Source organism: Natrinema gari JCM 14663, from assembly GCF_000337175.1.
Lineage (GTDB): Archaea > Halobacteriota > Halobacteria > Halobacteriales > Natrialbaceae > Natrinema > Natrinema gari.
The window spans coordinates 21,727-44,340 of the sequence record NZ_AOIJ01000035.1 but is presented as its reverse complement, the minus strand read 5'-3'; the positions used below and the strand labels follow the sequence as shown (position 1 = coordinate 44,340).

Below are 22,614 nucleotides of genomic sequence, written 5' to 3'. Positions count from 1 at the left end.
GGGGCCACTGTCAAGACCCGCGAGCGACCGGCGGGAGGAGCGGGTCGACGACCGATACGGCGGCCCCGACGGTGCCACCGCGGCGGGCGGAGTGCGTTCGATCGAAATTTCACGCTGCGATCGTGGCTTCGCCGCTCCCGCGGTGAAATTTCGTAGCAGTGCATTCAAGTATACGCCCGGATTTTTATCGGGTATGCAAGATCAGGGACGCTCTACGCGCAAGCGAACCGGTGGTCGACTGAAGAACGTTCGAAAGCGCCGCAAGAACGAACTCGGTCGCCTCCCGACGGAGACCGAGGTCGGCGAGCCGCGGTTCCGAACCGTTGACGTTCGAGGGAACGGATCGAAGACCCGCGCACTCGCGACGAACGTCGCGAGCGTCAACAAGGGCAGCGAAACGGTCTCCGCGGAGATCGAGGACGTCGTCGAGAACGACGCCAACCCGAACTACGTCCGCCGGAACATCATCACGAAGGGGGCCGTCATCGAGACCTCGGAAGGACAGGCCCGCGTCACGTCCCGTCCCGGCCAGACCGGGCAGGTCAACGCCGTTCTCGTCGAGTAACGGAGACTTATTTTCGGTTCATCGCGATCCGTGACAGCGTCGCCTCGTAGCGGACGGTGTCTCTGTCGGTCCCGCGTCCGCGGAACGGCTCGCTTTCGCCGTGTGGGTAGACGCTGGCCGTCTCGACGAAGGTAATTCCGAACTCGAGTGCGCGGTCGATCACCGTGCGCGTCCGCTAGCGGTCGTGACCCATCCGAGACTGGACTGGTCTAGGTCGGGTCCGGGACGCGATCACGGACGCGGCGCAGCTTTCTGGAGTGCCGTCTCGGCGACGTTCCCGCCGTAGTCGGCGCTTCGGGACAGCGAGTCGACGATCAGCCCAAGCGACTGGGCCTGTGCCGGCTCGAGGTCGCGAAGCATGTCGTCGATCTGGCGGGTGTGCTCGTCGATCTCGACGACGGCCGCGAGGGCGTCGTGTCCCAGCCGGTTGGCCTCGTCGGCGTCGTCGGCGAACAGCGCGTCCATCGACTGTTCGAAGACGGTCCCGGCTTCGGCGTGGAGCCCGTGGATCGCGTCGGCCACGTCGGCGGGGAGGTCGTCGAGTTTGAGCGCGATGTCGCTCATCTTGACCGCGTGGTCGGCGATCCGCTCGAGTTGGCGGGCGCTCGAGTGGTAGTCGAAACAGTCCTCGCGGGAGACGCCGAGTTCCTCGACCGCGCGCGGCGAGCGCAGCGTCGCACGGAAGATCCGCGAGACGACCAGCCAGAGCCGGTCGACATCGTCGTCGCGCTCGATCACGTCGTGGGCGATGTCGTCGTCGTTCTCGATCAGCGCCGTCACCGCGTCCTCGAGCATCGACTGGGCGATCAGGCGCATGCGCGTAACGGCGTTGACGATCGACAGCTCCGAGGAGTCGAGCAGGTCCTGAATGACCACGCTGTCGCTGGTCTCCTCGAGCACCTCGACGCCGACGAGTCGCTGCGTCGCGTCGCGGATCGCGCTGCGCTGCTCGGTCGTGATCCGCCCCGCCTCGAGCGAGATGACGTCGAAGCCGCTGACGTACATCGTCATCACGGCCCGCATCAACTCCTCGTCCTCGAGACCCGAGACATCCAGCGTCCCTTCCTGGCGTCTGGTTTCGCGTTCGGGCGTCAAAAGGAGTTCGTCCCCTTCGGGATAGAATTCGACCGTGGTGCCGCTGCTGACGTCGTTGTCGGTCGCCCAGGTCTTCGGCAACGAGACGGTGAACGTCGACCCACCTGTGACCTGCACCTTGCGCGTCTCCATACGCCCCGCTTCCGATTGCAACAATATAAATCCACCTGTCTATAGAGAGTTTACTGTGAATTAGATCTATTAGTAGAGACCATCTCAAGCGTGTTTTCTTCTAATACTGGTTCGTATACATACATCGATAACAGTTCCCATATATAGTTCTATATAGGGAATAGTGCGGTCGAGAGACGGAGCCGATCCGATCGAACCGAACGAAAACATCGATGCGCGATCCACCGCGGGGGATCGCGTCGGCTATCGGACGTCGTCGAGGTCGACGATGGCCTGAGCGTCGACCGAAAGCCACGTCGTCATCCGGTCCGACTCCGGGCACTCCCGCGGCGTGATCGTCCACCGATCGGGCCGGTCCTCGTATCGGACGACGATCGACTCGAGGTCGGTCTCGTCGGTCGAGTACTGCGTGGCCGTAGCTAGCCGCTGTCGAGGCGACCGATCGCCGTAACCGCTGGTTGGTCCGGACATATGTCTCGCGTACGCGAATCGAGCGACGACACGTACAAAGCGGCTGCTAATTGTGCTATTGTACGCTCCATACGGGTATAGTGGCCGGCGTCGGTTTCGTCACCGACCGATCGGCCTCGGCCGTCGAAAACGGGGTCCGCGTCCCTCGAGTGGCACCAACGGACTGCAAGCCACCGCCGAGTACTCGGATAACCCGCCCTACCGACGCGCATCGCGCCGCGTCTCCGAGAGCACCGATCGCATTCGTGTCTCGTGTACGTTCGTGCTCGAGCCGTCGGCCGCGGGCTGGCACCGTTCGTAGGTCCCGTCCGATCGCATCACCCACCTGTTCCGATCGTCCGAGAGCAGTGTCTCGAGGATCTCGTCGAGTTGACTCCGGAGCCGGGGTTCGTCGATCGGCGCGATGGCCTCCACCCGGTTGTCGAGATTGCGAGTCATCCAGTCCGCCGAGCCGATGTAGTATCGTTCGTCCCCGCCCGCCCGGAAGTAAAAGAGCCGCGAGTGCTCGAGGAAGCGGCCGACGACGCTGTAGACGTCGATCGTATCGCTGACCCCCTCGAGCCCGGGGCGGAGCCGGCAGATGTCCCGGACGATCAGGTCGATGTCGACGCCGGCCATCGACGCCTCGTAGAGTTCCCTGACGATCGCCGGGTCCTCCAACCGATTCATCTTGGCGACGATGCGCGCGTCCTCGCCGTTGCGTGCGTGCTCGGCTTCGGCCCGAATGAGGTCGACGAACCGATCACGCATGTTGCCGGGCGCGATGAGCAGGCGTCGGTAATCCCGGTACATCGAGTGGCCGGTGAAGTAATTGAACAGCCTGACGAGGTCCTGGCCGATGTCCCGGTCGGCCGTCAACAGTCCGAGGTCCTCGTACTGCTTTGCGGTCCCGGAGTGGTAGTTGCCGGTCCCGACGTGTGAATAGAGCTGGACCCCGTCGTCCTCCTCCCGGACGACCAGCGAGGTTTTCGTGTGCGTCTTGTAACCGATCGTCCCGTACGCGACGTGGATGCCCTCCTCCTCGAGTTTCTTCGCCCACTCGAGGTTGTTCTCCTCGTCGAAGCGGGCTTTGAGTTCGACCATGACGGCGACCTGTTTGCCGTTCCGGGCGGCCTCGAGCAGACTCTCGATGATCTGGGAATCGCTGGCCGTGCGGTAGATCGCCGCCTTGATCGCGAGCACGTCGGGGTCGTTGGCCGCCGCCTCGAGGAAGCGCTGGACGGTCCCTTCGAAGGAGTGGTACGGATGGTGGACGAGCACGTCGCCGTCGCTGATCGCGTCGAAGACGTTCGTCGCGTCCTCCCGACGGCCCAACCGCGGATGGGGCTGTGGCGACCACGCGGGGAGTTTCAGGTCGGGGCGATCGAGATCGGTCAGGGCGGCGAAGTCGCGGTAATCCAGCGGGCCGTCGAGGTGGAACACCTCCCGCTCGTCGAGCTCGAGTTCACGCGTGAGGATCTCGCGAACCGTCTCCGGCGCGTCGCGCTCGAGCTCGAGTCGAACGGCGGTCGCGAAGCGTCGTTCCTCGATGACCTCCTCGATCATCTCGATCAGGTCTTCGGCGACCTCTTCGTCCCGTCTGACCTCCGCGTTGCGCGTCACTCTGAAGAGAGCGGTGTCGACGATTTCGACGTCGGGGAAGAGCAACTCGAGGTTCGCCCGGACGACGTCCTCGAGGAGGACGTACCGCGTGTCGTCGCCGAGCTGAACGAACCGCACCTGATTGCGCGGGATCTTCACGCGGGAGAAGGTCACCTCCTCGCCGGGTCGTTCTCGCGTCAAGACGGCAAGCGAGAGGCTTTGATTCGAGATGAACGGGAACGGATGGGCCGGATCGAACGTCAGCGGGGTCAGGGTCGGCAGGACGGAACTCTCGAAGTACTCGCGCAACTGCTGGCGCTCGCCGGCCGAGAGGTCGTCGTAGTCGACGATCCGAATCCCGGCATCGGCCAGCGCCGGGCGGATCTCATCGCGATAACACGCCGCCTGACGCTCGAACAGCGGCCGCGCCGTCTCGAGGGCAGCCGCCCACTGCTCGTCGGGCGTGCGCCCGTCCGGCGTTGCCTCGGTTACGCCGGCCGCGATCTGCTGTTTCAGTCCGCCGATGCGCTTGCGGAAGAACTCGTCGAGGTTCGTGGTGACGATCGCGAGGAATTTCACGCGTTCCAACAGCGGGTTGGCCCCGTCGAGCGCCTCGTGGAGGACCCGTCGCTGGAACGCGAGTTCGCTGAGTTCGCGGTTCAGGTAGTAGGCCGGTGCCGTGAGATCGACGTCCGACCGCGCCGAGTTGGTCTCCGCGGACGCGGCGACCGGAAGCACGTCCCGGTCGGACCCCGTCGCCGGGACGAGGTCGTCGGTCGCGTCCGTCCGCTCGAGGACCACGGAGTCCGCGTCGGGATCGGCGTCGGTCGCTCGCTCGTCCGCCCCGTCGGAATCGGCGGGCGCGTCCGCGTCGCTCCCGTCGAGGAGGGCCCGAAACGAAACCGCCACGTCATCGCTTAGTGTCCCCTCGGACGACCGTTCATCCGTCGGCGACTCCCGATCGTCGCGTTCCGTCGCGTCCCGTTCGTTCGGTCCGGAATCCCCCTGCATCTCACTCGCGATCAGCACCGACGATCTTTTCCGACGACCGCTCGACGTGGCCGGTTCCGGTCACGCTAACGGCCTCCCCGCGGCGAACGTCGTACGCCGTCAGTTGCCCACCGTAGACACACCCGGTATCGAGCCCCACCGCCCACTCGCGTTCGATCGGCTCCGCGAGGACGGTGTGCCCGAAGAAGACCCGCGGCGGTCCCTCGTAGCGGTCGAACCAGAACGGACCGTCGTAGCCGTCGCCGGCCGGCGACCGCATCGTCAGCACGTCGTCGTCGGAGTGTCCCGACAGCGGTCGGCTGGGGTCGAGTCCGCCGTGGACGACGAGGCCGCCGTCCCACGAAATCGCCGTCGGCAGCGACTCGAGATACTGGTAGTCGACCGCGTCGAGGGCCGACAGCGAGGCCTCGCCCTCGAGCAGTTTTCGCTCGTTGTTGCCGCGGACCGAGAGCAGCCGCGGCGACCGCCTGACGCGATCGAGGACGGCCTTGCTCTCCGGTCCCTTTCGGACCAGATCGCCGACGAACACGGCGAGGTCGTTCGCGCCGAGCTCCAGCGTCCCCAACAACGCCTCGAGCGCGTCGAGACAGCCGTGAACGTCACCGATGACGTAGACCTCGTCCCGGTTCTCGAGGTCGATGTGGCGGTGGTCGAACGATACCGCGTCGTCGGACGGGGTGTTGGCGGTCGTCACGCGTACCGTCCGAACGATTCCGCGAAGCCGGATAAGTCGTTTATATGTTGGATATGCGATGGTATATAGCGCCGTATAGCCGAACTGAGTCGCGGTTCCCGACGGTCCCGCGCCCCCGACGATCACCGACGGGAGTCCTCGGCAGCGGTTCCGCGCCACATTCCGATGGCAAACAGGATAGACCCGTAGACGAGAAGGGCGACCCCGTTTCGAGGGAGCGGTGGGAATCCGAACAGCCCGCTGGCAAGCAAACTGAACCCGATCACGAACAGCAGCGTGCGGGTTACTCTCCGGGTGGCTTCCGCACCCATATTAGTCCAACAATAGCATTGGCATAGATTATTACTTATGCCGTTGATTGCGGAACGCGGGTGTTCGCTGTTCGGTGAGTGGCTGCGCTGCGTGCCTCCCTAGCAGGGCGTGTTCGTCCCACGAGACAGCAACCGCCCGCGGTACCTCGAATGGCCGGAGCGACGAGAGGGCAGCGTTCTTGACCGTCGCACCCGCAGCGATGGTATGCACGTCGTGGTCAACGCCGCCATGAGCGCCGACGGGAAACTCTCCTCGCGACGCCGGGAGCAACTCGCGATCAGCGGCGACGAGGACTTCGCGCGCGTCGACCGGCTCCGGGCGAAACGCGACGCCGTCGTCGTCGGCGTCGGGACGGTCCTCGCGGACGACCCGCATCTGACCGTCAAAGACGACGCGCTCCGGGCACGTCGCCGCGATGACGGCCGATCGGCGTCTCCCGCACGGGTCGTCGTTGACTCGAGCGGGCGAACGCCGACGGACGCGGCGGTCCTCGACGACGCGGCGACGACCTACCTCTGTCTGAGCGAGGCCGCGCCCGTCGACCGGCGGCTGGCACTCGCCGAGCGCGCCGAGTTGCTCACCGCGGGCGACGAGCGGGTCGACCTCCTTCGAGCGTTCGGAGCGCTGCAAGAACAGGGCCTCGAGCGGATCATGGTCGAGGGTGGCGGCGAACTCATCTTCTCGCTGTTCGAGGCTGGGCTGGTCGACGAACTCCGGACGTTCGTCGGGCCGACACTCATCGGCGGTCGCGACGCGCCGACCCTCGCCGACGGCGAGGGGTTCGTCGCGGCGTTTCCGACGCTCGAGTTAGAAGCCGTCGACCGACTCGACGACGGCGTGTTGCTGACCTGGAAGACCGACGACCGCTGAATGCACCCAGTCGTCTCGGACCCGTCGACCGCTGGGGCTCGGGGACAGTACGCTACCACTAGTCCGCCCGTTGGCGGCCCCTACTCGGACGGAGTCGATGGACCCTCCGGTAGCGACACCGTATCCGCCGAAGGTGTTTTGCCCGGTACCGTCGAGGTGTGGCCGGGTATCCGAAAGATGACAAACCGGATCGGTGGGAACGAAGGCGACGGGAACACGTCACGGTCGAGCGAGCCGCCGGGACTCGAGCGACGCGCGTTTCTGGCGAGTACCGGAACGGCCGCCGGTGCGCTCGGCATCGGTACACGCTCCGTCGCGGCGAGTGACGGACGGTCGACCCTCGACGCCCGCGGAGTCAGGTGTGCGCACCCGCAGGTCACGTGTGGGCGGCAGGTGACCGCGGCCGACGGCATGGTCTCGAGCGTCGATCCGATCGCCTCCGGCGTCGCCGCGGGCGTGCTGCGCGAGGGGGGCACCGCCGTCGATGCCGCCGTGGCGTTGCAGTACGTCCTGACGGTCACCCAGCCTCACGGCTCGGGGATCGGCGGCGGCGGGTTCATGGTGATCTACGACGCCGACGCGGACGAGGTCGACGTCATCGACAGCCGCGAGCGCGCACCTCGGGGTGCGACCGCGGACATGTTCCTCGACGAGGACGGCGACCCGATCCCCTTCGCGGACCGAATCCGGCTGGGCGAGGCCGTGGGCGTTCCGGGGACCGTGATGGGACTGGAAACCGCACTGGATCGACACGGGACGCGACCCCGCCAGCGGCTGCTCACCCCCGCAATCGACCTCGCAGCTGACGGCTTTCCGATCGATGCGGTCTTCGCCACACAGATCGCGGAGAACTGGGAGAAGTTCAACGACGCGGCGAAGGCGGCCTACTCGGATGCGAACGGGCGGCCCCTCACGGAGGGCGACACGCACGTCAACACCGACCTCGCCGAGACGCTCGCGGCGATCGAGCGAGACGGGGCCGAGGCCTTCTACGAGGGCCCCATCGCGGCTGATCTCGCCGCGACGGTCCGGGACGCCGGCGGCAGCATGACCACCGACGATCTCGCGGCCTACGACGTCACGATCGACGACCCGGTCCGCGCCGAGTGGAACGGCGTCGAAATCGTCGGCCAACCGCTCCCGAGTTCGGGCCCGAGCACCGTGGCGGCCATCCTGAAACTGCTCGCGTTCCTCGACATCGGACAGTACGACAGACGATCGCCAGCGATGTATCACCTGATCAGCGAGGCGACGAGCCTGGCCTGGGCCGACCGAAACGAGTACATGGGTGATCCCGAGTTCGTGGACGTTCCGATCGACGGCCTGCTCTCCGACGCGTATCTCGAGGCGCGCGCGGCGCTCGTCCGAACCGGAGAACCGCTCGCGGACTACGAGGCAGGGGAGTGCGTCGCTCCCGGCACCCCGTCCGGCGTCGCTCCGACGCGGGGGCCGTCACCCGATCCGAAGCGCGGTTCGACGACTCACTTCTCCGTCGTCGACGCCGACGGAAACGCCGTCTCGTACACGTCGACCATCGAGCAGCTCATGGGGTCGGGGCTGCTGGTCCCCGGCCGCGGCTTCATGCTCAACAACGAACTGACGGATTTCAACGCCGTTCCCGAGGGACCGAACAGGGTCGCGCCGTGGAAGCGGCCGCTGAGCAGCATGAGCCCCATCATCGTCCTGCGCGACGGCGTCCCCGAGTTCACCGTGGGCTCGCCGGGCGGCTGGACGATCATCACTTCGGTCGCACAGACGCTCCTTCACCGCTACGTCTACGGACTCGAGCCGCTCGCGGCCCTCTCCGAACCGACCGTGTTCACTACGGAGTGCCCGCCGATCATGTGGGAAGACGGCGTCCCGGCGCGCGCCCGAGAGGCGACGAGCCGGTTCGGACAGGTCTGGAGCGATGCGTCCAGCGGAGACTTCGGCAACGTCCAGGTGATCGAAATCGGCGACGACGAACTGTGCGGCGCGGCCGATCCGACACGCGACGGGCGGGCCGTCGGAATCGACCGCGGCCGGACGCGGCGTCACGGACGGGGCGGGTGAGAGAGCGCGAGGCGTGGCCGGCGGTCCGCCGAAGCTACCGGGGTTCCCGTCACATCTTTCCTCGGGCGCGCCGTACGACGGGGTATGGAACGCGCCACGTTCGGCGGCGGTTGTTTCTGGTGTACCGAAGCGGCGATGAAGGAACTCGAGGGCGTGGAGTCGGTCACGTCCGGCTACGCGGGTGGGCACGTCGAGGAGCCGACCTATCGCGAGGTCTGTTCGGGCAACACCGGCCACGCGGAGGTCGTCCAGGTCGAGTACGACCCCGCGGAGATCGGCTACGACGACCTGCTCGAGGTATTCTTCGCCACCCACGATCCGACCCAGCGCAATCGACAAGGGCCGGACGTGGGCACGCAATATCGCTCGATCGTCCTGTATCACGACGCGGAGCAGCAAACGCAGGCCGAGGCCTACATCGAGGCCCTCGACGAGGAGTACGACGACGACGTCGTGACCGAACTCGAGCCCCTCGAGACGTTCTACCGCGCCGAGGAGAAACATCAAGACTACTTCGAGAAGAACCCGAACGACGCCTACTGTACGATGCACGCGGCCCCGAAAGTCGAGAAGGTCCGCGAGCGATTCGCCGACAAGGTCGCCGCGAAACGGTAACTGCGGCTCTATCGAGCCGCGGGTTCCCGGCTGCCCGCCCGAGTGAGCGGATCGGGCGACAGGAATGGCGCTCGACTGATGTGTCGCTGCCGATGGAAGGAGCGATGTACTGTCCCAAAACACCGATACCCGGCAGACGGGGGCGTGGATACCCCACCGGACCCGTCTTCGGTGGCGACGACCGTCCCGTCTCGCGTCCGTGTACTGACCCGCTATCGAAGTCCGGCCCCGCCCGGTCGATCAGCCTTCTCGCCAGCAGCAGCCCGCCCCCGTTTTATATATGTCGTTCCCGGAACAGTTTAGCGTGGGAATGCCGGTTACGAAATACTCGCTTCAGAGTGTTCGCAACGGGATCCGGGAGCCAGGGCTCGTCTGGACGGAGCTCTGCAAGTACCTCTGGTCGGCCCATCGGGAACTCTTCGAACTCCGCTACGGAAGCGGTATCGACGTCATGGCCGAGGACTGGGACACGCTCCTCGTCCTCGATGCCTGCCGATACGATTTCTTTGCCGCACTGAACTGGATCGACGGCACCCTCGAGTCCCGGCTGTCCGCCGGCTCTAGCAGCCCGGGGTGGATCGACGCGAATTTCACGGGACGAACGCACCACGACACCGTCTACGTCAGCGGCAACGCCTTCACGGCCGATATCGGCGACGACGTGTTTCACGCGATCTATCCGGTGTCGCCCGAGCCGGTCGCGGAGTCGGCGGCCGTCGACGCGGCCGACGTCTTCGACGCCCGGCTCCTTGCGGACAGTTACGTGATCGACCCGGAAACCGTCGTCGAGACGGCGCTCGAGGCCCACGAGCGACACCCCACCAAGCGGCTGATCGTCCACTTCCTGCAACCGCACGTCCCGCTCATCGGCGAGACCGGACTCGAAATCTACCAGCAAATCGCGTCCCAGCGGGACCTTTCGTCGGTGTCCCGCGGCGGGCGCGGGGACCGCTTCGGCGCGCTGAACGTGCAACTCTACGAGATCGTCGAGGACGATGCGTTCGACATCGACGTCGACGATCTGCGACGCGCGTACGCGGAAACCCTCGAGATCGTCCTTCCCTACGCCGACCGATTGATTCGCGAGTTGGACGGGAAAGCCGTCATCTCTGCGGATCACGGCGAACTCCTCGGCGAACGGCTGCTTCCCTTGACGGGCCGCAAGTACGGCCACTTCGAGTATCTGGCGGCCGAGGCACTGCGACGCGTTCCCTGGCACGTCGTCGACGGGGACGATCGGAGACGGATCGTTGCGGAAGCGCCGGTCGAGTCCGCCCGCATGGACGAGGACGAGGTAACGGAGAAGCTCCGGGTACTCGGCTATCGGTAGCGACGGCGCTTCGAGCCGATTCCGGCTGCTCCGGGTGCGGTCGGTTTCGTGTGAAAGGCGCGATTTGAATAGTCGGCTCGGAGTCGGTCGAACCGACGTATGTCCATTGGCAAACTCGGCCCCCAGGCTGTCGTCACGACGAGTCCGGACAGTCGACTCGAGGAGATCACGGCGACGCTCGAGTCGGAAAACATCGGGTCGATCGTCGTCACCGAAGACGACGAACCGGTCGGGATGATCACCGACCGCGACGCGGCGCTCGCGATCCACGACTACGACGACGTCGGGTCGGTCTCGGTCGAGGACGTGATGACCGAACGGCCGGTAACGGTCCACGAGGACGATGATCCGGTCGCGGTTTCGGAGGCGATCCGCGACAACAACGTCCGTCGGTTCCCGGTCGTCGACGACGACGGCGAGTTAGCGGGTATCGCCACGCTGGACGATCTGGTCGCGACGATCGGCGAGGAACTCGAGAACGTCGCCGCGACGATCGAAGCCCAGTCGCCGGAGTACAGGCCGTAACGCACGGACCAGTCCCACGAACCCAACCCGACACGGCCGCGATCCCGGCTCGTGACATTCCCCATTTTTCGCGACGCCGCACACCGTCCACCACGGTGAAAGATACGTCCGTCTGGGAGCCGTTACTCGAGTATGGACAGCCGAACGGACGCCCTCGTGATCGGGGGCGGTGCCACCGGGACGGGACTCGCCAGGGACCTCGCGCGGCGCGGTGTCGATGTGACGCTGGTCGAGCGGGACGGGCTCTCGTCGGGGACGTCGGGCCGGTCACACGGCCTGCTTCACAGCGGGGCTCGCTACGCTGAGGCCGACGGCCCGGAAGCCAGGGCGTGTCTCGAGGAGAACCGCATCCTGCGCCGCATCGGCGGCGCGTGCGTTCGAGAGACCCGCGGGCTGTTCGTCCAACTCGCGGACGACGAGCCGGCGTACTTCGAGGCGAAGCGCGACGCCTGTGCGGACGTGGGAATCGAGACCGAGGTCGTCGGCGGGGACGCGGCCCGCGAGGCGGTTCCGGACCTCGCCGCCGATGTCGAGCGAGCGATGTGGGTTCCCGACGGCGTCGTTCTCCCCTCGCGGCTGAGCGCCGCCAACGCGGTCGATGCCCGCGAGCACGGCGCACGAATCCGTACGCACGCGCCGGTCACGGACGTGACTGTCGAGGACGGACGGGTGACGAGCGTCGCCCTCGGCGGCGACGCCGACGAAACGGTGCGGCCGACCTACGTCGTGAACGCGACCGGCCCTCATGCCGGCCGGATCGCGGACATGATGGGGGCGACCGTCGAGATGCGTCCGACACGCGGCGTCATGGTTTCGGTCGAATACGACGGCCTCGAGCCGGTCCTCAATCGGTGTCGCGAGCCTGACGACGGCGACATCATCGTGCCCCACGACGGCGAGGTCGTCCTCGGCACGACGAGCGTGTCGGTCGCCGATCCCGACGACTACGAGCAAGCCGAGTGGGAGATCGCGGAGACGGTTCGGGAGTGCGCGGCGATGCTGCCGCCGGTCGCGACCGCGCCCCGAGTTCGGACGTGGTGGGGCGTCCGCCCGCTGTACGAACCCGAGGAGGCCGCTAGCGGCGGCCGCGGGATTTCGCGGGGCTTTCACCTGCTCGATCACGCCGACGAGGGCGTCGCGAACTGTTGTAGCACCGTCGGCGGAAAACTGACGACATACCGCCGAATGGCCGAGGCGACCGCGGATCACGTCTGCGACCGGCTCGGGGTAACCGCCGACTGTTCCACCGCGGACGAGCAACTGCCGGGGGCGTCGGAGCCGGCCCGACTCGACGCGTTCGTTCGGGAGTTCGACGGACAGGGACCGACGGACGCCGATCTCGTCGGGATCGAGAGTAGCTACTGACCACGATCGGCTCGGCGGCCGGGCTCGAGCCGAACGGGCTCCCTCAGAACTCCCGCTGGAGCTCCGACCAGATGCCAAACGCCGTGGAGCGCTCGATGTCGATACACAACTCGTTGTCGTCGTCGAGGGCGATCGAAATCGCCTCGAGATTGGCGACGTACCGGGACTTCCGGTGGCGGCCCTCGCGGACCCCGACGGCCTCCTCGGCGAGTCCCGCCTCGGTGAGACAGTCGAGTTTGCGGTAGGTCGTCGAGAGCGGCCGGTCCGTCGCCTCGGCGATGTCTTCGACCGTCATCGGTTCCTCGAGTACCGCGATGATCTCCCGACACGCCTCGTCGTCGAGCGCGGCGATGACGCACCCGAAGCCGGGAGGTTCGTCGGACGAGGAAAACTCGAGGGACATTGGGTGCTGTGAGGTTAGGAGCGAGGCCTAAAGACACGTTTGGTTAGGGGTGTCACCGAGCGGGATCGAGACGTCGGGGGGCGACGAATCGATGGGGCAACTACATGTGCAATCGGCCCGAGGGAACGGGTATGAGCGACGATCGGACGCCCGAGTCCACGGTCGAGAACACGCCGGGGAAGGGACGAACGCCCGAGGCCGAGCGGATCGAACCAGCCGCTCCCGAGGAGTTCGGCCTCGTGCAGGTCTGGTGGGGCGACGGCAAGGGGAAGACGACGGCCACGCTGGGCATGGGAATGCGCGCCGCCGGCCACGGCTACCGCGTCCACATGCTCCAATTCATGAAAGGCGGGGCATCGAGCGTCGACGCCGTTCGCGGCGAGTACAACGCGATGGCCGCCCTGCCGGGCATCAGTTACGAGAACCTCGGCCACTACGGCTGGCACGGGATGGCAGACGGGAGCGACGAGGCCGACCACGAGGCCGAGGCGCAGGCCGGCCTCGAGCGCGCCCACGAGTTGCTCGCGGCCGCCGCGGAGACCGATCTCGGCGAGCCGATCGACCTCGACGCACCGCCCGAGGCGGGCATGCACATGCTGCTCCTCGACGAGGTGCTCTACGCCGCGGATCGAGGGCTGCTCTCGGAAGCGGACGTACACGACCTCATCGACTCGAAGCCGGCCGCCCTCGAGTTGGTGTTGTCGGGGAGTCACACCGAACCCGACTACCTCGCCGATCGTGCGGACCTGATCACGAACGTCCGGAAGGTGAAACATCCGATCGACGACGGCCAGCGGGCGCGACGGGGAACCGAGTTCTGACCGGCTCGCTGCGAACGCGCCATCGCACGTGCCCACCGGCAGCACTCCGTGCCGACCAACACAATTATTATCAGATACTGAGAAAGACTGGCAAGCCAATGGGTGTGATTCGAGTCGCCGGACTGCGAAAGACATACGGAACTGTCAGCGCTGTGGATGGAATGGCGTTCGCCGTCGATCGGGGCGAGGTGTACGGCTTTCTCGGTCCGAACGGTGCCGGCAAGACGACCACGATTCGGGTCTTGACCGGACAGATCGAGCCGGACGCGGGCGACGTGAGCGTCCTCGGAACCGATCCGGTCGCCGACCCGATCGAGACGCGCCGGCGGGTCGGTATCCTCCCGGAACAGGAATCCCCGCCGAGCTTTCTTACCCCCCGCGAATACCTCGCGTTCGTCGGCGAGGTGCGCGGTCTCGATCCCGACCGGGTCGCCGAACGGACCGACACGTGGGCCGAGCGGCTCGGGTTCGAGAGCAAACTCGACACGCTGCATACGGACCTCTCCCGGGGACAACAACAGAAAGTGATGATCGCACAGGCGTTCGTCCACGACCCCGACGTGGTCTTCATCGACGAGCCGCTGGCGAACCTCGACCCGCTCGTCCAGGAACAGGTCAAGCGCTTTCTCGTCTCCTACGCGGCCGACGACAACGCCGTCTTCGTCTCGACGCACAACATCGATGTCGCCGAGGAGATCTGCACCCGCGTCGGCATCGTCGCCGACGGTCGGCTCGTGGCCGAACGCTCCCTGGCCGACGACGCGACCGACGAGTCGCTGCTCGACCTCTTCCTCGACCGCGTCGAGGGCGAGGACGCGCGAGACACGCCGGCGCTCGAGCAACTGCACACATGAGCGAGCCGAAATCGACCGACGGCGCGAGCGCGACGGACGCGACCCGCTCCGACGCCGGACTTTCGACCCCGCGGCTGCTCGCGATCCTCTTTCGAGAGGAATGGCGGCTCCACACGCAACTGTTCGGCGGCTGGCGGTTCGCGCTCTTTCCGCTCGTGATCGCGCTGTTGACCGTGAGCGCGGCTGTCGCGCTCATCGAGACCGGCACCGCACCCGGGACGGTCGTCGGCGGGCTGCACGTTCTCGCCGTTGGCTTCGGGCTCTACAGCGGGACCGCGGGCTTTGCCGGGTCGGACATGCTCGAGAACGTCTTCGGGCGGCTGTCGCTGTTGCTCTCGTCGTCGACGACGTTGCCCCTCTCGCGGCGACGGCTGCTGGGCGCGTTCCTCCTGAAAGACGGGCTGTTCTACGCGATCGTGTTCGTGTTTCCCATGTCGCTGGGAGGGCTTGCGGTCGACGGACTGTCGGCGACGCCGCTGCTCTCGATCATCCTGTTCTGGCTTTCGCTCGCTCTCGTCTTCGCGGTCGGGATGGCTACCACCGTCGCACTGATCGCCGTCCGCACGCGGGGCGTCCCGTCCTGGGTCATCGGACTGGGGATCGGACTCGCCGGCGGCGGCGGCTGGGCGACCGGCCGACTGGGACCGATTCGGTCGGTCTTGGTCCCGATCGACGGCTCCCCGGCCGCCGCCGGCGGACTGGCCGTCGGAACCCTCGCCGTCACGGCGAGTTCGCTCGCGGTCTACGATCCCACCTACGGGCGGCCCTCGCGGACCGCGAGCGATCGCTTCGCCCGGGTCAGTGACGCGCTGCCGCTCGAGGACGCCCCGCTGGTCACGAAGTCGTTGCTCGACCTCGCGCGCTCCTCGGGCGGCGTCTGGAAGCCGCTCGTCTCCGCGAGCATCCTGTTGGCGCTCGTGGCCGCGCTCGTCGGCGTCGTCGACTCGATCACCGGCGTCGCGCCCGCGCCGGGGATCTTCTTCGGCGGCGTCCTCGGCCTCTCGGCGTTTACGACGTACAACTGGCTGACCCAGTTCGATTCGCTCGAGGCCTACCTCACCTATCCCGTCTCGATCGCCGACGTCTTCCGTGCGAAGCGGATCGCGTTCGTCCTGGTGGGTGCGCCGGCGGTCGCAGTGCCCTACCTCGCCGCCGTCGTCTGGTTCGACGCGACGCTCGTCGACGCCGCCGTCGGAGCCGTGCTACTGGCGGGCTACGCGCTGTACTACTACGGCCTCACGGTCTACATCGCGGGCTTCGACCCCAACGAGTTCCTCTTCGACGCCGTCCGCTTTGCGATGTTCACCGTCGGCGTCGCCGTCCCGCTGGTGCCAACGCTGGTCGCCGGCTTCGTCGTCGTCCCGCCATCGGCGACACTTGCCGTCGCGCTCGCCCTCGGCGGGCTCGTCGTGGGGATCGTCGGACTCGTCCTCTCGAGTCGCGCCGGGCCGCGCTGGGACGCGCGATACCGGACGGAATAGCTGGTTGTCTCCATCTCGCTCTGCCGCCGAGGCCGGGTATTCGAGCGGTCGCGAGACGCCGGCGGCAGGCCGCCGATCGAGGCAATCTTCGGTCCCGAAGCCGGCCGACCGCCTCCCCGAACACGAACCGATAGGACGATACTCCTGGCTCCCCGATTCCCGCTCAACGCGGATGACACGAACGCTTCTCGTCGCCGGAACCGCGAGCCACGTCGGCAAGTCGACGGTCGCCGCCGGCCTCTGTCGGTTGCTCGCCGACCGCGGGATCGACGTCGTCCCCTTCAAGGGCCAGAACATGAGCAACAACGCTCGCGTCGTCGCTCGGCCGACCACGGCCGACCGGGAGCACGACTCCGACGGAACCACCGGCGGCCAGTGGGGCGAAATCGGCGTTTCGCAGTTCGTGCAGGCTCGCGCGGCCCGGATCACGCCGACGACGGACTGTAATCCCGTCCTCCTCAAGCCCCGTGGCGACGGCGAGAGCCAACTGGTGGTGCACGGAACGGCCCACGACCACGTGCCTGCCGGGACCTACTACGAGGACTACTGGGAGCGAGCGCGTGAAGCTGCCGAAGCGTCCTACCGCAGACTGGCCGCCGACAACGACGTGATCGTCGCCGAGGGCGCGGGCAGCATCGGCGAGATCAACCTCCACGATCGGGACCTCGCGAACGTCGAAACCGCCGCGTTCGCGGACGCCGACATCCTCTTGCTGGTCGATATCGAACGCGGCGGGGCCTTCGCCAGCCTCTACGGCACGATCGAACTCGTCCCCGAGGACATCCGCGAGCGGATCGTCGGAGCAGTGATTACGAAATTTCGGGGCGATCCGTCGCTGCTCGAGCCAGGGATCGAGGAGATCGAGTCGAGGACCGGCGTCCCGATCCTCGGCGTGATACCCTACGCCGACCCGGGACTCCCCGAGGAGGACAGCGTCGGCCTCCCCGGAACCGAAGAACGCGGCGTCGTCGGCGAGGACGACGGCGTGCCCGCCGACCGCCGGATTCGGATCGCCGTCCCCCGCCTGCCCAGAATATCGAACGCGACCGATCTCGAGGCGTTGGCGGACGAGCCCGGCGTTTCGGTGGTGTACGTGCCGATCGACGACGACGCTGCTCCCCTCGCTGGTATCGACGCCGATGCGGTCGTCATTCCGGGGACGAAGAACACGGTCGACGATCTGCTGGCGCTCCGGAACGCCGGCTTCGACGACGCGCTCGCGGCCTTCGACGGGCCGATCGTCGGGATCTGTGGTGGCTATCAGCTACTCGGCGACCGGATCACCAACGCCGCACTCGAGGGGACGGGCGCGGACGATGTCGTCGACGGGCTGGGGCTGTTACCCGTCGAAACCCGCTTCGAGGGGGACAAGCGACTCGAGCGGACGACGGTTCCCGTCGACGGGACCGCCTCGCCGCTGCTCTCGGGAGCCGACGGTCCCGCTTCGGGCTACGAGATCCACGCGGGGCGAACGACGGCCGTCGGCGACGTGACCCGCCCGCTCGGCGACTCGAGCGCGGCCCGCGGACGGGTACTCGGGACCTATCTGCACGGCCTGTTCGACAACGAGTCGGTCCGGACGGCGTTTCTCGAGCACGTCGCGGCGACGGCCGGCGTCGACCGGCCGGCGCGTGCGATGCCTACAGCGGCGGCCGAGGCGGACGCGACCGGCGCGACGCCGTACGATCGTGCGGCGCGGCTCGTCGGCGAGCACGTCGATCTGGCCGCGCTCGGCGACCCGTTCGAGCTGAACTGACGACCTCGATGGAACCGATCGGCGGAGAAAACGTCCGGAACGGTGCGAAGCGGGCGACGAACGCGTGCGAAGCGATGAACCGATCGGTCTAGCCCGACTCGCCCCGATAGGTGCCGAGCAGTTCCTCGAGAATGATACACTCTTGATCGGTCTCGTCGTAGTGGGTGTCGATGAACCGTTCGGCGGCTTCGTAGTTGCCGCGCAGACCGTGTTTTCGAACGTTGATAACCGCGTCGAGGAAGAACGTGCCACCATCGGTTCCGAGCGCTTTGGCGTGGTCTTCCTCGCTGATATCGAGTTCGGACTTGATCTCGTCGAAGTTGAACGTCTTCACCTCGTGGTCGGAGTCGATCAGGGTGAGCACGTACTCCGCGGAGAAGCGATAGAACTCGGATTTACTCTCGAACATACCGTCTTCGACGAGCGCGTCGATCTCTTCGACCACGTCGTCGGGGTACCTGACGGTATCTTTCGCCATACCCCGATACTGGTCGCCGCTGACTAATTATTGTTTCTACTGTTCAGCGCCGTTTCGGAGCCGAGGCGCTCGAACGAACGGAGCCAGTGAACGCTTGCTCGAGTCGGCTCTGCTATAGTAGCAACTGAACGTCATTGCACACCTGATCACACGACAGCGTTGCGATCAGCGTGTAAATCGTTTCAATTGCGACTATAGATCGGGGAGCAGGCCGGTCCGAGTGTCCGACGGCCGCGCGTACCGCAGTTCGGAACCGGAACGCCACCTGCAATCTTATCCGTTTCGGAGCCGAACCATGGTACCTGATGACGGACGAAGCCGAGCTCCGCGCGCAACTGGTCGCCGCGTTCGAGGGTGCTGAGTACCCGGTCGCGGGTCCGATGGAACTGGTTCCGGCACTTCCGGACGGGCCCGGGACGACGTTCGAATCCGACGAGTTCTCGATGACTGTGATGGAACTGCAGGCGAAGACGTCCGGCGGCGACTTTCCGTACGACGATGTCGAGTCGCTCGTCGACGACCTGCTCGCGGAGCTTCGGAATCGCGGTGAGATAAACGCATGACGGTACCGAGTCCGTGACGAAATCACGCGGTGACTCGCCGAACGGGCGCTAAACGACCAGTAAGCTTTTATTCCACAACATGTCTTGATAGAATAGAGTCTCGTTGGCTGACTTCGTCCGCGTTCATGCGGGACAGGGAGGAGATAGGATGACCGCTACACATCGACCCGGGCCGATCGTCGTCGTAACGGATCGTCGAAAACAGAGAAGCGATCTCCGCTCGCGACTCGAGCGGGCAACCGAACACGAGGTTCGAACGCTCTCCGCGACAGGGGACCTCGAGGACGTCATCGGGACGGACGCGACCGATCCGCCCGATACGGACGGTGACGCGGCAGCGACCGTCCCGAGCGGTGTCGTCGTCGAACTCGACTGTCCCAGCGACATACAGACGGTTTTGCAGCGCGTTCACGATCGGGTGGCGACCGTCCCGACGATCGTCGCACCCCCAAAGGGAAGCGAGCGGCTCGCGACCGTCGCCCTCAGGGCCGACGCGACCGACTACGTGCCGACGGGCGGCGACGAGGACCCGATCGATCGGATCGTCGCGACGATCCGATCCCACTCCCAGTTGCCGTCCGCCGACGACGGCCAATATCACCGCATCCTCGCAAACGAGTTGCCCGACGAAGCGTTCGTCATCGGCGAGAACGGCACCTATCTCGAGGCAAAGGCCCGGCCCGACTCGGCCGACCTGTATTCGACGGCGGCCGACGACCTTCCGGGGTCCCAACTCGAGGATGCCTTCCCCGATCAGGTCGCCACGAAGCTACAGGATTGCATCGAACGGGCGCTCCGAACCGACGATGTCCAGTCGGTCGAGTACGACGCGGAGACGACCGAGGGACTTCGTCGATTCGAGGCCCGCGTCGTCCCGATCGACCAGCGAATCCAGGGACAACGTGCCGTCGTCTGGCTGGCCCGGGATATCACCGAGCGGGTGCGGCGCGAACGGCAACTCCGATCGCGACAGGACCAACTCGAGACGCTCAACCGGATCAACGCGGTCGTCCGGCAGGTGATCGAAACGCTCGTCGAGGCACCGGCCCGGGATGCCATCGAACGCGAGGTTTGCGAGCAACTCGTCGATTCCGACCTCTACTGCGGGTCGTGGATCGCCGAACGGGCCGGCGACGGGCGACTATCCTACCGGACCGGAGCGGGGGAGGCCGAACACTATCTCGACGCCGTCCGGGATCTCACGGTCGATCAGGAGCGGCCGCTCATGCAGGCGGTCCAGACCGGTGAGATCCGAACGACAAACCGGATCCGCGAGGACGGGACGATCCCCGAACCGCTTCAGGAGGCCGCCCGCGAGGACGACGTCAGATCCGCGATCGCCGTCCCGATCACCCACGAGGACGCGATCTACGGCGTGCTCACCGTCCTCGCGAGCCGGGACGACGCCTTCAGCGAGCGCGAGCGGGCCGGGTTCAGGCTGCTCGGGGAGACGATCGGCTTTACCATCATGGCGGTGAAGAACCGTCAACTGCTCTTTGCCGATACCGTCGTTGAACTCGAGTTCCGGATCGACAGCGGCGAGACGTTCTCGTTTGACCTCTCCAAGGCGTACGACTGTACCTGCTCACTTGAGTGGGCTGGCACCACGGCCAACGGGCGGACCTTCCAGTACGTGACGGTCGACGGACTGGACGGCGAGACGGTCCTCGAAAAGGCACAGGACCATGACTCCATCGAGCGGTGTCGACTCATCCACGACGGCGAGGAAAACTGTACGCTCGAGATGCAGTTGGCGAAATCCGGAGTCCGGACCCTCGCGAACCATGGGGCGACGATCCGAGACGTAACGGTCGAGTCGGGGATCGGGACCTGTCTCGTCGAGGTGTCCCAGGACGCCGATGTCCGCGAAATCGCGGAGGCGCTGACCGTCATCTACGAGGACACCGACCTCGTCGCCAGACGCGAAGTCGATCGACCGGTCCGGACGGCGGCCCAGCGCCGAAGCCGAATTCTCGATCAACTCACCGATCGACAGCTCACGACGTTGCGCCTCGCATACTACGGCGGGTTCTTCGACTGGCCCCGCGAAAGTACCGGTGAAGAGATCGCGGAGGCGATGGATATCTCACCGCCGACGATGCACCAGCACCTTCGAAAGGGGCTCAAAGGGATTCTCGCGGAGTTCTTCGAGAACGGCGGTCACAACTAACCGCGGGGAGCGGTCGCCGTCGCCGGCCGTCGAGGGCAGGCTCCGTCAGCCCGTGGCGACCCCACCCTCGGCCAACCGTAGCCGGGCCGTTCGATTGCGGTGTGACGTTCGGGCTCGTCTGACAGTCACGTTTCCTTCAAAGAGTGCTATATGAACCCCAGCACCGATCCGGTCGGGAGCGCATCGATCGACGGGAATGACGACGACCGTTCGGAAACCGGCGTTGCGTGCCACCCCGCGAGTGGCGGAGGGGCGTGTTCGTGCCACCCGTTGACTCCCTTTTCGAAGGGACCGACGGGCGGTACGTCACCGACTGGCAGATCGAAAGGCGGCTTCGGGCCGGGGTATGGACGCTCTGTCTACGACAGCGGGCCCCCGAGAAGGTGCTGGTCGAAACCCGGAACGGAGCGTTGCTCTTGCTCGCGGCGATCGAGTCGAGCGAGTTGCCCGCCGGCGTCGAAATTCGCGTCGCCGACGGCCGCGCTCGAGTCGTCGATACGCGAGCGAGGACGTCCGTGACGGCACCGCACACACCGCTGGCCGACGGTGAGCGAAGCGGTGGAACCGGACACGAGGGGTAGCCCGTCCATGGTCGCTCGCAACGGGGGGACAGCGGTACGATGACACGAACGACGCGTCGCGTGGTCCTCGGAGCGCTCGGTTCGATGATCTCGCTCGGGACGCTGGCGGAGGCGTCGCACGAACCAACCGAAACGCTCTCCGTTCGCATCTGGCTCTCGGAGCAGGCCGCGACCCACGAGGGGGTCACCGACCGCATCCGCGAGTACCTCACGGCGCTCCGTTCCGTCGAGCACTGGACGCTCGAACTCTCCGTCGGCGGGACCGTCGCGGTCTCGACTGAGGATGCCGCCCGGCTCATGATCCGCGGAGAGTAGCCGATGGCCGTCGTGGCGGGCGGACTCGGCCAACGCGATCTCGAACCGGTGGCGGACGTCAACGTGCTGGTTACCGACGGCAGGATGGAGGTGGCACCGACCGGATACGGAGTGTCACATATCGCATCGGTCGGCGGGGCGCGACACATCGCCGCCCTCGAGCCGTTCGAGGAGTCGCTCGTCGACGGCACGCGGTGGATCGTCCCGAACACGGCACCGACGCGAACGATGCAGGTCCTCGTTCACGAGATCGGCCACGCGCTCGGGTTGGACCACGAACACGGCGTGGCGATCCGCACCGACGACGCCGTGACCGCGATGCCAATGCTCAGTAGCTACGCGTGGGACCCGTCGTACTAGGCCGATCACGGTCGTTGCGGGTCGGCGATTCCGCCGCCGGACGGACTCGAGAAACGGCTCAGCTTTGCCTTCTCGCCGTGTGCCCGCCGCGAACTCGCGACGTACAACGGCGGACTCTTCTCGGACACCATCGAAACGGGTCGAGACCCGATCGCGATCGGATAGTTGCCACTCCGGCCGAAAACGAACCGCCGACGGCGAAACCGAACGTCCG

22 protein-coding genes and 1 pseudogene are annotated in these 22,614 nt (G+C 66.4%); 15 read left to right on the top strand and 8 right to left on the bottom strand.

Going from position 1 to position 22,614, the window contains the following annotated elements; translation table 11 throughout:
* Positions 1 to 193: 193 nt before the first annotated feature.
* Positions 194 to 565, top strand: a complete 372-nt coding sequence (locus tag C486_RS04200) for a 30S ribosomal protein S8e (protein ID WP_006184384.1) — start codon at positions 194 to 196, stop codon at positions 563 to 565.
* A 7-nt stretch (positions 566 to 572) separates the two neighbouring features.
* Here C486_RS04200 and C486_RS21545 read toward each other — a convergent pair whose 3' ends face one another.
* The 6 genes from C486_RS21545 to C486_RS19980 all read right to left on the bottom strand — a co-directional run bounded on the left by C486_RS21545 (position 573) and on the right by C486_RS19980 (position 5,860).
* Entirely contained in the window at positions 573 to 728 is a 156-nt protein-coding gene (locus C486_RS21545) for a hypothetical protein (RefSeq protein WP_008453377.1), read from the bottom strand.
* A 68-nt stretch (positions 729 to 796) separates the two neighbouring features.
* Positions 797 to 1,792 (bottom strand): phosphate uptake regulator PhoU, encoded by a 996-nt coding sequence (locus C486_RS04195; protein WP_008453374.1) that lies wholly within the window; start codon positions 1,790 to 1,792, stop codon positions 797 to 799.
* Between the two features lie 243 nt (positions 1,793 to 2,035).
* On the bottom strand, positions 2,036 to 2,263 hold the full coding sequence (locus tag C486_RS04190) for a DUF7511 domain-containing protein (protein WP_008453371.1): 228 nt from the start codon (positions 2,261 to 2,263) through the stop codon (positions 2,036 to 2,038).
* A gap of 198 nt (positions 2,264 to 2,461) precedes the next feature.
* Entirely contained in the window at positions 2,462 to 4,855 is a 2,394-nt protein-coding gene (ppk1, locus tag C486_RS04185; RefSeq protein ID WP_049910138.1) for a polyphosphate kinase 1, read from the bottom strand.
* Position 4,856: 1 nt separating this feature from the next.
* On the bottom strand, positions 4,857 to 5,549 hold the full coding sequence (locus tag C486_RS04180) for a metallophosphoesterase family protein (protein ID WP_049910128.1): 693 nt from the start codon (positions 5,547 to 5,549) through the stop codon (positions 4,857 to 4,859).
* Between the two features lie 122 nt (positions 5,550 to 5,671).
* A complete protein-coding gene (locus tag C486_RS19980; RefSeq protein WP_008453366.1) occupies positions 5,672 to 5,860 on the bottom strand; it encodes a hypothetical protein in 189 nt (62 codons plus the stop codon).
* 205 nt (positions 5,861 to 6,065) lie between these two features.
* Between C486_RS19980 and C486_RS04175 the strand changes: the two genes are divergently transcribed.
* The 6 genes from C486_RS04175 to C486_RS04150 all read left to right on the top strand — a co-directional run bounded on the left by C486_RS04175 (position 6,066) and on the right by C486_RS04150 (position 12,618).
* Positions 6,066 to 6,731: a 2,5-diamino-6-(ribosylamino)-4(3H)-pyrimidinone 5'-phosphate reductase gene (locus C486_RS04175; protein ID WP_008453364.1), complete on the top strand. Its 666-nt coding sequence runs from the start codon at positions 6,066 to 6,068 to the stop codon at positions 6,729 to 6,731.
* A gap of 177 nt (positions 6,732 to 6,908) precedes the next feature.
* Positions 6,909 to 8,783: a gamma-glutamyltransferase gene (gene ggt / locus C486_RS04170; RefSeq protein WP_008453362.1), complete on the top strand. Its 1,875-nt coding sequence runs from the start codon at positions 6,909 to 6,911 to the stop codon at positions 8,781 to 8,783.
* Between the two features lie 84 nt (positions 8,784 to 8,867).
* On the top strand, positions 8,868 to 9,398 hold the full coding sequence (gene msrA, locus C486_RS04165; protein WP_008453360.1) for a peptide-methionine (S)-S-oxide reductase MsrA: 531 nt from the start codon (positions 8,868 to 8,870) through the stop codon (positions 9,396 to 9,398).
* A gap of 310 nt (positions 9,399 to 9,708) precedes the next feature.
* Entirely contained in the window at positions 9,709 to 10,728 is a 1,020-nt protein-coding gene (locus tag C486_RS04160) for a hypothetical protein (RefSeq protein WP_049910125.1), read from the top strand.
* 99 nt (positions 10,729 to 10,827) lie between these two features.
* Positions 10,828 to 11,253 carry a CBS domain-containing protein gene (locus tag C486_RS04155; protein ID WP_008453358.1) on the top strand — a complete coding sequence of 142 codons (426 nt, stop codon included), beginning with the start codon at positions 10,828 to 10,830 and terminating at the stop codon, positions 11,251 to 11,253.
* Positions 11,254 to 11,385: 132 nt separating this feature from the next.
* Positions 11,386 to 12,618, top strand: a complete 1,233-nt coding sequence (locus C486_RS04150; protein WP_008453355.1) for an FAD-dependent oxidoreductase — start codon at positions 11,386 to 11,388, stop codon at positions 12,616 to 12,618.
* A 43-nt stretch (positions 12,619 to 12,661) separates the two neighbouring features.
* On the opposite strand, the gene C486_RS04145 is transcribed toward C486_RS04150, so the two are convergent.
* Positions 12,662 to 13,021, bottom strand: coding sequence for a winged helix-turn-helix domain-containing protein (locus C486_RS04145; RefSeq protein WP_008453352.1), 360 nt, complete (start codon positions 13,019 to 13,021; stop codon positions 12,662 to 12,664).
* A gap of 131 nt (positions 13,022 to 13,152) precedes the next feature.
* On the opposite strand from C486_RS04145, the gene C486_RS04140 reads away from it, so the two are divergent.
* From C486_RS04140 to C486_RS04125, 4 genes are all read left to right on the top strand, one after another.
* Complete coding sequence (locus C486_RS04140) at positions 13,153 to 13,842, top strand: cob(I)yrinic acid a,c-diamide adenosyltransferase (protein WP_049910136.1); 690 nt, start codon at positions 13,153 to 13,155, stop codon at positions 13,840 to 13,842.
* A 98-nt stretch (positions 13,843 to 13,940) separates the two neighbouring features.
* The gene (locus C486_RS04135) at positions 13,941 to 14,696 is read left to right on the top strand and encodes an ABC transporter ATP-binding protein (protein WP_049910123.1); all 756 of its coding nucleotides are present in this window, start codon (positions 13,941 to 13,943) and stop codon (positions 14,694 to 14,696) included.
* Entirely contained in the window at positions 14,693 to 16,177 is a 1,485-nt protein-coding gene (locus tag C486_RS04130) for a hypothetical protein (protein ID WP_008453349.1), read from the top strand. The genes C486_RS04135 and C486_RS04130 overlap by 4 nt, the downstream gene beginning before the upstream one ends.
* 172 nt (positions 16,178 to 16,349) lie before the next feature.
* On the top strand, positions 16,350 to 17,933 hold the full coding sequence (locus C486_RS04125; RefSeq protein ID WP_008453348.1) for a cobyric acid synthase: 1,584 nt from the start codon (positions 16,350 to 16,352) through the stop codon (positions 17,931 to 17,933).
* An 88-nt stretch (positions 17,934 to 18,021) separates the two neighbouring features.
* Here C486_RS04125 and C486_RS04120 read toward each other — a convergent pair whose 3' ends face one another.
* On the bottom strand, positions 18,022 to 18,411 hold the full coding sequence (locus C486_RS04120) for a ribbon-helix-helix domain-containing protein (protein WP_008453347.1): 390 nt from the start codon (positions 18,409 to 18,411) through the stop codon (positions 18,022 to 18,024).
* Positions 18,412 to 18,716: 305 nt separating this feature from the next.
* On the opposite strand from C486_RS04120, the gene C486_RS04115 reads away from it, so the two are divergent.
* From C486_RS04115 to C486_RS04100, 4 genes and pseudogenes are all read left to right on the top strand, one after another.
* Positions 18,717 to 18,974: an MTH865 family protein gene (locus C486_RS04115; RefSeq protein WP_008453346.1), complete on the top strand. Its 258-nt coding sequence runs from the start codon at positions 18,717 to 18,719 to the stop codon at positions 18,972 to 18,974.
* A gap of 148 nt (positions 18,975 to 19,122) precedes the next feature.
* Positions 19,123 to 21,144 (top strand): bacterio-opsin activator domain-containing protein, encoded by a 2,022-nt coding sequence (locus tag C486_RS04110; protein ID WP_008453345.1) that lies wholly within the window; start codon positions 19,123 to 19,125, stop codon positions 21,142 to 21,144.
* Positions 21,145 to 21,398: 254 nt separating this feature from the next.
* Positions 21,399 to 21,725: a hypothetical protein gene (locus tag C486_RS04105; RefSeq protein ID WP_008453344.1), complete on the top strand. Its 327-nt coding sequence runs from the start codon at positions 21,399 to 21,401 to the stop codon at positions 21,723 to 21,725.
* 39 nt (positions 21,726 to 21,764) lie between these two features.
* Positions 21,765 to 22,565, top strand: a pseudogene (locus tag C486_RS04100) (peptidase M10A and M12B matrixin and adamalysin).
* The last annotated feature ends 49 nt before the right edge of the window (positions 22,566 to 22,614 follow it).